Genomic DNA, 13,205 nt, shown 5'->3' with positions numbered 1-13,205 from the left:
TGTTATATATATATTTATCTGTCAATTAATTAATTTATGATAAAATTATAATTAACAGAAATTAAAAACGATTAAAAAATTCATTGATTTTTAATCTTATTTTTATTTACTTTTATTACCAAATTGTTTATTTCTTATTTTATATATAAAAAAATATATTTAAGTGAAGCATTATTATTGGAAATGATTATTATGGGACTTATATCTATTATAAAAACTAGATTACTAAACAATTGTGTAGAACAGTACAATACTGAGCGTAATTATTGAGGTGAGATGAAGACAAGCTAGAACTGATAGAATTAATACTAGCCTTGATCTAATGGATGTGCTTCCACCAGTAATTAATAAGACAATAGCTAATGTAAGATATGCAGTTAAACTTGATGGATATACTTTAGGTATTTTGAAAAACAGGATTGATAAAACTAATGTTAATATTGTGCTTATTGATAAAGAAAATAACTTACCTCAAGAGCAAAAATTAACTTTAATTTTATGGGCAAGAAAATTGACATCAGATAGGTGGCTAAAAATATCTTGCAGGGTGGAATGGTTGATGGAAAAGGACTGATTAAACCTGTGGAAATATGGAATGATTTCTTGTAGAATTATACGTATCTTTTTCTTTTCTCATTGAACTTTCTGCACAAAATTTTTGAATTGTTCTTTTAGAAGCATGTGAAAAATCGAACAATTTGTATAAAACGTATGATATATAATTAATTTTTCATTATATGTTGTATCATAATGTATTTTTCATTATATATGCTCTTAATGTTATTGTAATTTTGATTGATAATCCTCAGTATTGGATTGTTCAAGAATGTTTCAAGATTAAGCCAAAATCTCCGATTCTCAGAATATTCCTAACATCAAAATGTTAGTACAATATATTGGCAATATCATCCAAAAATTATTTTTAAGAATTAATTGCTCTTATTTTTTAATTTCATGATGCAAGTAAGTACTTACATTCGAAAATATTTATATACTTTCTTGTTTAAAGTTATAAGTAGCAATGGGAAAGTATTATCCCGAAAAAATTGGAGGTAAAAATATGATTTTTCCACCATATTAAAGTTATCTGGAGCTTAAATCTGTTCGAGTATTAACTCGTTTAAAACGGATTTTTAAATTTTATATAATATTTTTTAAATTTATTTATATTGTATATTTTGTTAATCAACAGTCTTTTTTTTAAATAGAATCTCTTTATCACAAGAATATTGCTTATTTTTAAATGACTCTCATTTTCACTGTTTAAATTCAATTTATCTTTTTGAAAACCTCTTAAAAAAGCCGAAAAGTTAATCATAATCCAAACATATTTGCAAAGCATTTTCAGTTTTAGGAAAGGTTATATAACAAATTAAATAAAATCTTATTAGTGAAATAAACTGTGGCATTATATGATTTTCAAGAAAATATTCCTATTTGTATGTTTGATTGTTTGTCTGTCTGGGGTGGCAATATGTGCAAGCGATGTAAGTGAGGCTGATTTCAATTCAGATTTCAATGAATCACATTTTCAATGCTGTTCATTTGCTATTCAGGAAAAGGATGAAACCGTTTTCGCTTTTAGACAAGATGCTGAATTAGGTGATGACGGAGTGGTTATACATAATGATAAATTGAATAATCAGGAAATTATTGTACAGGAGATAGAGGCTCCGGATTCCCATTTTATTCATGCAATGATTACTGAAGATGGATGGATTGCAAGTCATGGTGGAGATTCTTCAAATGACACTGAAACAAGGGATATGGAGAATATTGCCTGTGAAATGCTTTCTTCCAAAAATATTTCATCAGATTCCCTCGCCAAGATTCAAAAAATCTTTAACAATTACGGTTATGGCCATTTTTTCATCAAGGCTCCTGATGGAAGATACGCTGTTGTTTATAATGAAACTGTTTTGGAAGGTAAGTTAAGCCCCGGTGAATTTTTAGTTATTCCGAATGAGTATTACGGCTTTAAGGGAGGAACCTATACTAATTATTCAACGGACCCTGTTGATGCTATTGTTAAAATCTGTTCTTATGAGGATTCAGGTACAAATAGGCGTAATCTTTATTCCTATGATTATAAGCTTCAGGATACTGATAATGGGAAAAGATATGGTGTAAATGTTTATGTGACTAATGACAACGGGCATAATGTCGGTTTGAACACTTCAGAACTTGTTAACTATTTCTATTTTAATAATGATTTCTATCCTCCATCAGCAATTCCCGAAAACCCGGACAAGCTATATGTTGGAGATTACATTTTTGAAAATCAATCCAGCTATTCTTCCATTAATAACAGAATCCTTCAAAATTTTGTTGATTTTCTAAATTCATATCGGTTTAAAAACACCTAGTATGGTCGTGAATGTTCGTTTTCTTAATTTTGACATTTTTTTGGAATTCCAATCCTAATTATAACAAGTTTTTCTTCTTCTTTTTCTTTTTTCATCTTTTTAAACATATAATTTAAACATATAATTTAAACATATAATTTAAACATATAATTTAAACATATAATTTAAACATATAATTTAAACATAATTTGACATTAAAATATAAAATATTCAAATAGCTTAAATAATATTCTTCACATATGTTATAATTGTGATGATTATGGATGTTTTAAAGATTATGATTGTCATTCTTGTTTTAATCATGTCTCTGGGGGCTGTCTGTGCAGCAGACAATGTTGATGATGTGGTTATAAGCGATGATGGTCAAGATAATTTGCAAATCGCACATGATGAAATTTATACGGCCGGTGAATCGTCATTCACTGACTTAGAGGGAGAAATAAAAAATGCAGGTATGGTTTTAGAGTTAACTAAGGATTATACCTTCAACAATGAAACTGATAATGAAATTGGAATAAATATTAGTCGGGATAATTTTGTCCTGAACGGTGGAGGCCATACTCTTGACGGGGATTTCCAATCAAGAATATTTGTCATTTCAGGAAATAACGTTACGATTTCCAACCTTAATTTTATTAATGGAAACAGGTCTGAGAAATCCGGAGGAGCAATATTTGTATTAGGTTCACTTACTCTAAACAATGTAAACTTCTACAACAATGCTGCTCTAAGAGGTGGAGCAGTATTTGTAGGTGGAAATTTAACAATAAATGATGCTCTATTCGCTGATAACAAAGCTGAAGATGGTGGAGCAATCATTATAAGGGGAGAAACTACAATAAACAATGCAATATTCAACAATAACCAAGGATCAACTGGTGGAGCAATATATCTGAATGATGAAACTACAATAACCGATTCCGTATTCAACGCCAACATGGCTGAAAACGGTGGAGCAATTGCAGTTTTGTCACAAGCTGAAATAAAAAATTCCACATTCAACAGCAACATAGCAGAAGAAAGCGGTGGAGCAATTTCAATTACATCAACAACTACAATAACCAATTCCGTATTCAACAAAAACAAGGCTCAAAAGGGCGGAGCAGTTAAAATAGATATGGACACTAATATATCCAATACAATATTTTCAAACAACTGGGCAAATACTACTGGTGGCGCTGTATTTATTGCCACAAATAATTTAACAACGACCAATGTTACTTTTTCAAACAATACTGCCGGTTCCTTTGGTGGTGCTATTGTAAATACGGCAAACCACACAAGTAAAAATGATAAATTCATAAACAATCGTGCCGAATCTGGTGAAGCAATTTATTGTGAAGAAAATGAGGATTTTACTCTATCTAATGGGACTTTTATAAGTGATGAAATACTGGGATGGGGTTTAATTTATTTGAGTTCCGGCTGTGCACTACTTGATAATACAACTTTTTCAAATATCAAGTCAAACTATTCCACTGTAGTTTATGGTGACAACAGTACTTTGGGAGTTTTCAATTGTGATTTTATAAATTTGACTGCAAAAAAGACTGCAGGAGCAATAGGATTTAAAAACTTCAATTCTACTAGTTTACTTTTAATAAATGATACATTTGTTAATGTTGGATCTGAGAAAGATGGTGGGGCTATATTCGTCGATGTCGTCGGTAGTAGCCTTCCATATCATGGAAAAGTTATGATTATTAATTCTCAGTTCACCAATTGTGCTTCTGAATTTGGTGGAGCTTACGTTCAGCTTTCAGGGAATTTAGTCATGACAAACACAACATTCACTTCAAATAATGCAGCATATAATGGTGGCGCTCTATATCTTTCATTTGTTACAGCTGATATCACTTGTTCTACTTTCAATTCAAATGCTGTTCGTTTATATGATGATTATACAACTTATGGTGGAGGAATATATGCTGATTTTGTTACATTAAATTTGTTTGATTGTATATTTACAAATAACATTGCAGAAGTAGGTAACGGAATATATCTATTGGATTCAAATTTTAATATTGCTGATACCACATTTTTCAACAATTCAAATGCAATATATTCTGATTTTCCAATTAGGTATAGGTTAACGGATAATAAATATAACAATGACAATATATCTCTGAACAATACATTTTTCGAAACAGTTATTTCCCAAACGGGTATTGAACTTGAATCTATAAATAATACTATAAATGTTACTGATCTCCCATCCAAATTTGATTTACGTGATTGGGGATGGGCTTCACCGGTCAAAGATCAGGGTAGGATGGGTGCCTGCTGGACATTTGGTCCAACTGGTGCATTAGAATCCGCATTATTAAAAGCAACGGGACTAAAAGCTGATTTTTCAGAAAATAACATGCAAAATACAATGTTGAAATACTCCAAATACGGATATTCTACATTTCCTGAATCCGGAACCAACACTTTCGCTGCATCATATTTAGTAAGCTGGCTTGGAGCATTTCCAAAAGATTATGATTCATACGATGAACTTGGAAAGCTTTCACCTGTACTAAGATCTGATGAATGTGTTCATGTTCAAGACATCATGTTTATTCCAAATGATAATATTTCGGATGTTAAATCTGCAATTCTTGCATTCGGTTCATTAGATGCAAATATCTATGCACAAAGTTCATTTAATGAGGAAAATCCTTATTATTATCCTAAAACATATTCACAGTACTGTAATGTAACTACTAAACCAAACCATGAGATATCTGTAGTCGGATGGGATGACAATTTCTCCAAGAACAATTTCTATCTGCAACCTGAAGGCGATGGAGCCTGGATTTGTAAAAACAGTTGGGGAACAGAATGGGGTGATAATGGCTACTTCTATGTATCATACTATGATAAAACATTCTGCATATCAAATACTACAGACAACGAATTTATGGCAATATTATTTGAAAATACGGAAGTATACGATACAAACTATCAGCATGCCATTACATGGTACGGTGAATTTTATAATAAAACCGATACTTATGCCAATAAATTTACAGCTTTAGGAAATGAAGAAATTGCAGCTGTTGGAACATTCTTTGAAAGTGAGGATATCAATTATACCGTTAGCATATACGTAAATAATAAATTGAGATTGACTCAAAATGGAACATCTCCGTTTTTAGGATTCCATACAATTAAATTAGATGAATATATACCAATTAAGAAAGGAGATGAATTTTATGTACAAATAACTTCAAAATCTGTTCCTTTCATTGATTATGATGATACAAGAGTCCATTATGATGAAAATATGACCTTTATCTATGAAAATGATACATGGCATGATTTCCTCAATCTGCGTAAAGTCGCTTTTATAAAAGCATATACTAAAGATTTAGATATTTATACTGACAATTTGGTTAAAGTCTATAAAAACGCTTCCGATTTTGTAGCTAATATAGGTGTTGCCAACAAAACCGTAACCTTTGAAATCAACGGCAAAAATTACACCAGAGTTAGTGATGAAAACGGAACCGCCGTAATGGCAATCAACCTTAACCCGGGCAACTACACTATCAAAACAACATTCAACAGCACAACAGTTGAAAATAACATCACGGTATTGCCTACATTAATGGCTGAAAATCTTGTTAAATACTATAGAAACGCTTCACAGTTCTACATTTCATTAATTGATGGTAAAGGCAAACCAGTAGTCGGTAAAAACATTACCATGAACATCAATGGTGTTTTCTACAACCGTACAACTGATGTAAACGGAACTGCAAAACTGAACATTAACCTGCTTCCTGGAGAATACGTCCTGACAGCTATTGATCCGTTGACAGGTCTTATGATGTCATATAACATCACAGTGTTGCCTACATTAATTGCAGCCGACCTGGAAATGAAATACAAGGATGGTTCAACATTCAATGCAACTGTATTGGACGGTCAGGGAAAACCTCTGGCTAAAGCTAAAGTAACTTTTAACGTTAATGGAGTATTCTACACAAGAAACACAAACTCTGAAGGTATAGCCCAGCTAAACATTAATCTGATGGCAGGTAAGTACATCATTACTTCAGCATATGACGGCATGGCTATTGCAAATACAATTACAATCAAGGATTAATTAAATTAATCCTTTTCTTTTTTTTTTAAAATCCAAAATGAATAATTTTCAAGTTTTATCAATAAATTTTTTATTTTGTATGAAAATATTTATTATAAAAAAAATTATATAATAATAACATGGAATATCTGTTAAAAATATTTGTGGGGGATAAAAATTAATAAAAATGTAATTCTTATTGCCATAGCTATACTGTGTGTATTGCTTATTGGTGTAATCATATCCTTTAATGTCGTTTCATCTGGAGACAACTTTGAAACTCTCCAAAATGAAATTGACGGAAGTGGAAATAGTGTGGAAATAACGAAAGATTATAAATTTGACAATTCAAGCGATTATGAATTGAATGAGGGAATTTTAATAAACAAAAGTGATATTGTAATAAACGGTAATGGCCACACAATTGACGGGGCCGGCCAGTCCAGAATATTTAATATAACGGGAAAAAACGTTACAATCACAAATCTTAATTTTGTCAACGGAAATTCAAGCTCAAAAGATGGTGGAGCCATATTTAATGGTAATGATACTCCATTAACAGTATCAAATTGTACTTTTAAAGCAAATAATGCCCAATTTGGGGCAGGCATTTTCACAAACAGTGAGTTAAATGTCACCAATTCAACTTTTACTAATTCAAATTCAAAATCTGGCTCAGCAATATGTACTCAGGCCGATATGACAGTTAAAGATTCTACATTTAAGGATTTAACCGCTAAAGAAACCGGCGGAGCTATATTTACTTCAAACATTACGGAAGTAACAAACTGTAATTTCAGCAATACTGATGCGGACTGGGGAGGCGGCATTTACTCAAATCAATCTTTAAGTGTTGATGGTTCAACTTTTACAGATTCTGATGGAAAATATGCTCCTGCAATATATGTTGTGGGAAAGATGACAGCTAAAGATTCTTCATTTAAAAATTTAAAAGCAAATGAAACTGCAGGTGCAATGGGACTAAGAGATTTGGAATATGGGGAAATAGATAACTGTACATTTATCAATACCACTTCAATTAAAAATGGTGGTGCAGTAGATATAGACGACAATTTCAATAATACATCAGGAGTATCCATTAAGAATTCAAAATTCCTTAATTCATGTGGAGATTATGGAGGCGCAGTAATCCAGTCTTGTGGAAATTTAACGATAGAAAATTCCATTTTTGGTAACAATACTGCTACCTGTGACGGCGGGGCAATATATACATCATGGGTAGATTTAAAATTAACCAACTGTACCTTCGAATCAAATAAACTGGAAAAACAGGATTCATTCAACGGCGGAGCGCTTTACTGCGACAAGACAAATCTTACTTCAATTTCCTCAACTTTCACAAATAATGACAAAAATGCAATATATGCTTATGATTCTAATTTAAAAACAGATAAGGTTGAATTTAAAAATAATCACGAAGCTGTTCATGGTGTATTTAGTAAAAATTCCTTAGTGAACAATACATATATTAATGACACTTTAGTTTTAAATGATACCGACTATATCTCATCAGTATCCGGGAAAGCTCCTGAACTCAAGCTTACCAATAAAAAATTGAGTACAGATCCGATTCCATCACGTTTTGATTTGCGTGATTATGGATGGGTTACTCCAATTAAAATTCAGGGAGATGCAAATTCCTGCTGGGCCTTTGGAATATATGGAGCACTTGAATCTACAGTGCTGAAATCAACAGGAAAATCATTTGACTTTTCCGAAAGCCATATGATAAACACTATGTTACAATACTCAAAATATGGGGTATCGAATGATGCTGATGATGGAGGATATGCGGATTGGGCTATAGAATATGTTTTAAGTTGGCTTGGTCCGGTTTCAGCAGAAGATGATTCATATGATGAATTTGGTAGGATATCTACAGTAGATAACCCAAATAAAAATATACACATTCAGGATGTTATATTTGCCCATCCTCGTGGTAATTTTACAGATAATAATGAGTATAAAAAATTAATAATGGAAAATGGTGCTTTGGACCTATCATTTAATAATTTTGATGATGCACCTTATTACAATAGCAATACGGCAGCACAATATCAGAATGTATCTAAAGAACAAAATCATGAGGTCGCTATTATCGGATGGGATGACAATTACTCAAAAGATAACTTTTTAACTCCTCCTCCGGGGGATGGAGCATGGATAATTAAAAACAGCTGGGACACCAATTGGGGAAAAGACGGATTCGGTTATGTTTCCTATTATGATGTAGGTCTTTTTAATTACACTTATACAGCATCTTTTGTTTTTAACAATACTGAAAATTATACGACAAATTACCAGACAGATTTATCAGGACATTTAGTCATTAATGGGTCTGACAAGGATGTCAGCTATTCAAGTAGCTATAAAAGCAATGGAAATGAGCTAATCAGTGGTGTTGGAACTTACTTCAGCGATAAAGGTGAAAACTATTCACTTGATGTCTATGTAAATGGACAGCTGAAACACACACAAAACGGAACTGCGCCATACTACGGATTCCATACAGTTAAATTAACTAAAGAAATTCCAGTTAAAAAGGGTGATACCTTTAAAGTAGTGATGAAAAAGAAAAGCGTTCCTACATTAAATTCTTCAAGACAGCATTACCTTAAAAATACAACCTTTGTAAACTATGGTGACGGATGGAAAGACATATCCTTGGATAATAAAACCGTATCCTTAAAAGTATATACAAAAGACCAGCCGGGATCATTGAAGGTTTAGCCAATCCTTATATTAATGGATGTCTGCTTGGATGATTGGGGATTAAATTACTTAATCCTTTTTTCTTTTTTTTAAATCATGGAATTTTAAAGTTTATTAACATGATTGTAACAAATATATTATCAAGGGGATAAAATGGATTATAATAAAGTAATCATGGCTTTGATAGTAGTCATCGTTGCACTTATTGTGGCGGGAATTGTGCTCTTCAATCCGTTCATTTTTAAGACTGACACTGCACTTTCAGTTACTAGTTCCAATGAATTGAATGAAGGTGATGAATTGTCAATTCTCTTAACTGACGCTGATTCCAAACCGATTGCTAACCAGGTTGTTCAAGTCAACATAACAGATTCAAGTAATCATGTGGAGCAAAAAACAATAACTACCAATGGGGAAGGTGTAGGCGTTCTTTCTTTAAGCGGATTGTCTGCCGGACAGTATAACATTAATGTCACTTATGAAGGAAATGACACTTTCAATCCGAGCCAATCGTTCCAGAACCTGAATATCAAGCAGGTTGTTACTCAGCCAGTAGGCTCAGCCAATTATCTGCCGTCAGATACAAGCATACATCCTGGTTTCACTCCATTATACAGGGATGGGCCTCTTGTCTACGGATATAAGGGTGACCGCTTCGGATTTGTCACACCGCCGGGGAACTTCTTTGAAATGTAAGGGCTAACAGTTGTGGCGGAAAAATTGTCATCGGCCAGGTAGCCATTAATAAGAGATAATTCTTTTTTTTAACTTTTAATTTTGAATAAAACTGATATTTTTTCTTTTTTTCTTCAAATCCAATAAGTTAAAGTATGAATTTAAAAATAATTCTAGTTAAGAATTTAATTAAGTTCAAAATTGGCGTACATTTTTTTCATCAATCTTTTTTTAGTTGTGTAATTCTTATCATATAATAATTATTCAATAATAAATATTATACATATTAATGTACAATATTGATATATGGCAGATAAAAACGAATGGGGCAGCAACTTGTCATTTATCTTTGCAATGATAGGTTCTGCAGTTGGACTTGGAAATATATGGAGATACCCTTATGTGCTTTACTCTAATGGAGGAGGGGCCTTTTACATTCCTTATATTGTAGCTATTCTTTTGATGGGTATTCCTTTCCTGATTCTGGAGTATGGTGTTGGATACGATTTTAAATCTTCATTTGCAAAGGCGGTTAAAAAGATTGATTCCAGATGCGAATACCTCGGCTGGTTTCTGCCGGTTTGTGTTTTTGTAATCATGATTTATTATGCGGCTATTCTTGGATGGGACGGAATTTATGTAATATTGAGTTTTTTCAAGGGCTGGGGAGCAGATCCAAACACGTACTTTACGGTTTCCTTGCTTCAGGATTCAGGAAACTATATGGGTCTGTTTCATTTCCTTCCTATAATCGCAATTGCAATGCTTGCAGGTTGGGTAATCATCTGGTGCATTTCTCACAGGGATTTGGAAAGCGGCTTGGGTCATGTTTCAAAAGTACTGGTTCCAGTGCTCTTCATCATAATGGTGGGTATTGTTGTGTTTTCACTTACTCTTCCTGGTGCATCAATAGGACTTTCGGAACTCTTTGACCCTGACTGGTCTCTGTTGTCGAACTTTGGAATATGGATGGCGGCATTCGGCCAGATTGTTTTCTCATTAAGTCTGGGAATGTCAATTGCATTTACATATGCAAGCTATACAAAGGACGATGCAGACCTGATTACAAATACCATTTCAATAGCTTTTGCAAATTCACTGTTTGAAAACTTTGCGGCTTTAGGTGTATTTTCAATATTGGGCTATATGTCACTGCAGTCAGGAACTCCCGTTGAACAACTGGTAGCTCAAGGAACCGGACTGGTATTCATTGCATATCCTACAGTATTCAATGTTCTTGGTCAATGGGCTTATGTTTTAGGGCCTCTGTTTTTCTTAACGGTTTATCTGGCAGGACTTACAAGTATACTTTCTACAGTTGAGCCCTTGTCATTTTCAATTCAAAACAAGTTTGGACTGTCAAGGTCAAGGACAATGACAATTCTAATAATCGTAGGGGCTCTTTTATCAATGATTTATGCAACGTCCTTCGGTGCAGATTTGCTTGGATATGTGGATACCTTCATCAATCAGATTGCATTGCTCTTCGGTGTCATAGTTGAGTGCATAATATTTGCATGGGTATTCAATGCAGAAAAGTTAATAGGTTTTTTAAACGCCAGAAGCAAAACAATCAAGCTTGGAAAATGGTGGCTTGTAATAGTAAAATACATTCTCCCGATATTTATTTCAATCGTCTGGATTGGAGGAATTCTTGATGTTGCTGCAGCTTCTAGTATTGACCAAACAAATTTCACAATAGCAACGGCGATTATTGTTTTGGTTACTACAGTGGTACTGACAAAATTACCTGCCAAAAATCCTGATTGGGACAAGGCTGATGAAAGAATTTAACTTTCATTGCTTTAAATTTCCATTATCCTAATTAAAAACATATATATGATTAAAGTCAAAACTTAATATTGGCATTTTTCTAAAACTTTAATTATTATGGAGGTGATTTTTTGAATCAGGACAATCCTAATAAAGAAGTTCTAGTTTATCAAGCTAATGAGGATAATGTTGTATCTGAAGAGATAAAAGATAACTGTCAAGCTGGATGTGGTCAATATAGGGAAGTTCGCTATGAAGATGGTGGATTCAGACAATATGATGTTGAAACCGGCGAATTGATTGGTTCATCTTACAAATCAGATCAGAAGTATCTACCAAAAATCGAATGAGGTGAGAAAATGAATAAGAAAATAATTCTTGCATTATTGGTATTGGTTCTCGCAATTTCTGTCGCTTATGCGGCTCAAGCAAGTCATATGGAAGTTAAAAGTCCAGACAAATTAAAAAATGGGGATTCTTTTAACTTAACTTTAACTGCAAAGGATGGTTCTCCTATCGCAAATCAGGTAGTCGATATCATTGTAATTGCTGAAAGCGGTGAGAAAAATCACATTAATTTCACTACAGATAACAATGGTAACTTAGGTTTCGGTATCTCGGGAGTAAATCCTGGAAATTATACATTTAACTGTACTTTTAATGGAACTAGTGACTACGAAACATGTAATGTGGCTCAAAAATTAGTTATCGAAGCATAATTAATTTTTCTTTTTTTATTTTTTGATTATCATGATATTGAAGGAACTGCTGGATTATTTTAAAATTGACATTGAATTGCCTGACTATTTGTATGAAGAGTCTTTTAATGAAGTATTTCTCGAAGGTGAGATGTCAAATGAGGATAATGTCTATAAGATTGTCATTGAAACCCAAAAGAATGTAACTCATACTCTTATTATCAATCCTGATGATGATTTTCCTGTTATTGTTTTATCATTGCTTCCCAATGGTAAAAGTAACGGCATAAAATTTGGAAAGACTAAAGACGATCTGGTTTATGTCTGATTTTAGTGTTTAAATGATGGATTAATCATTCTGTATTTTTTGTATTTTTTCTAGGGGTATGTTGTAGTTTTCAGATATTTCTTCTGCAGTATTTTTTTCCAGAAGTTTTAATATAATCTTTTTTTCTCCTTTTTCTATTCCTATTTTTTCCCCTTTTTCTATTCGTATTTTTTCTCCTTTTTCTATTCCTATTTTTTCTCCTTTTTCTATTCCTTTATTTTCAGCTTGATCAAGTCGATTTGCATAGATTACGTCTGCTAATTGTTCTTCAAATGGCCTTAATTCTAATGCACTCATATTCAATTCTCCTGCAATGATTCATGCCCTTATTATTAATTCTGATGATGATTTTCCGTTTATTGTTTTATCATTGCTTCCCAATGGTAAAAGTAACGGCATAAAATTTGGAAAGACTAAAGACAATTTGGTTTATGTCTGATTTTAGTGTTTAAATGGTAGATTAATCATTCTGTATTTTTTGTATTTTTTCTAGGGGTATGTTGTAGTTTTCAGATATTTCTTCTGCAGTATTTTTTTCCAGAAGTTTTAATATAATC

10 protein-coding genes are annotated in these 13,205 nt (G+C 32.7%); 9 read left to right on the top strand and 1 reads right to left on the bottom strand.

Annotated elements, in window-relative coordinates; genetic code table 11:
• Positions 1–322 precede the first annotated feature (322 nt).
• From ACKI3Q_RS00715 to ACKI3Q_RS00675, 9 genes are all read left to right on the top strand, one after another.
• A complete protein-coding gene (locus tag ACKI3Q_RS00715) occupies positions 323–574 on the top strand; it encodes a hypothetical protein (protein ID WP_407413317.1) in 252 nt (83 codons plus the stop codon).
• An 838-nt stretch (positions 575–1,412) separates the two neighbouring features.
• Entirely contained in the window at positions 1,413–2,366 is a 954-nt protein-coding gene (locus tag ACKI3Q_RS00710) for a hypothetical protein (RefSeq protein WP_407413315.1), read from the top strand.
• 259 nt (positions 2,367–2,625) lie between these two features.
• Positions 2,626–6,462 carry a C1 family peptidase gene (locus ACKI3Q_RS00705; RefSeq protein ID WP_407413313.1) on the top strand — a complete coding sequence of 1,279 codons (3,837 nt, stop codon included), beginning with the start codon at positions 2,626–2,628 and terminating at the stop codon, positions 6,460–6,462.
• Positions 6,463–6,603: 141 nt separating this feature from the next.
• A complete protein-coding gene (locus tag ACKI3Q_RS00700) occupies positions 6,604–9,192 on the top strand; it encodes a C1 family peptidase (protein WP_407413311.1) in 2,589 nt (862 codons plus the stop codon).
• Between the two features lie 135 nt (positions 9,193–9,327).
• On the top strand, positions 9,328–9,870 hold the full coding sequence (locus ACKI3Q_RS00695; RefSeq protein ID WP_407413309.1) for an Ig-like domain-containing protein: 543 nt from the start codon (positions 9,328–9,330) through the stop codon (positions 9,868–9,870).
• A 285-nt stretch (positions 9,871–10,155) separates the two neighbouring features.
• The gene (locus tag ACKI3Q_RS00690; protein ID WP_407413307.1) at positions 10,156–11,643 is read left to right on the top strand and encodes a sodium-dependent transporter; all 1,488 of its coding nucleotides are present in this window, start codon (positions 10,156–10,158) and stop codon (positions 11,641–11,643) included.
• A gap of 110 nt (positions 11,644–11,753) precedes the next feature.
• Entirely contained in the window at positions 11,754–11,972 is a 219-nt protein-coding gene (locus ACKI3Q_RS00685) for a hypothetical protein (protein WP_407413305.1), read from the top strand.
• A 9-nt stretch (positions 11,973–11,981) separates the two neighbouring features.
• Complete coding sequence (locus ACKI3Q_RS00680; RefSeq protein WP_407413303.1) at positions 11,982–12,341, top strand: hypothetical protein; 360 nt, start codon at positions 11,982–11,984, stop codon at positions 12,339–12,341.
• Positions 12,342–12,372: 31 nt separating this feature from the next.
• The gene (locus ACKI3Q_RS00675; RefSeq protein ID WP_407413301.1) at positions 12,373–12,648 is read left to right on the top strand and encodes a hypothetical protein; all 276 of its coding nucleotides are present in this window, start codon (positions 12,373–12,375) and stop codon (positions 12,646–12,648) included.
• Positions 12,649–12,669: 21 nt separating this feature from the next.
• Here the strand turns inward: ACKI3Q_RS00675 and ACKI3Q_RS00670 are convergent, their stop codons facing one another.
• Entirely contained in the window at positions 12,670–12,945 is a 276-nt protein-coding gene (locus ACKI3Q_RS00670) for a hypothetical protein (RefSeq protein ID WP_407413299.1), read from the bottom strand.
• Positions 12,946–13,205: the final 260 nt, after the last annotated feature.

The organism is Methanobrevibacter sp. (assembly GCF_045636185.1).
In the GTDB taxonomy this organism is placed as follows: Archaea; Methanobacteriota; Methanobacteria; order Methanobacteriales; family Methanobacteriaceae; genus Methanocatella.
The sequence above is the reverse complement of the archived record's forward strand: the minus strand, read 5'-3'. Positions and strand labels throughout refer to the sequence as shown.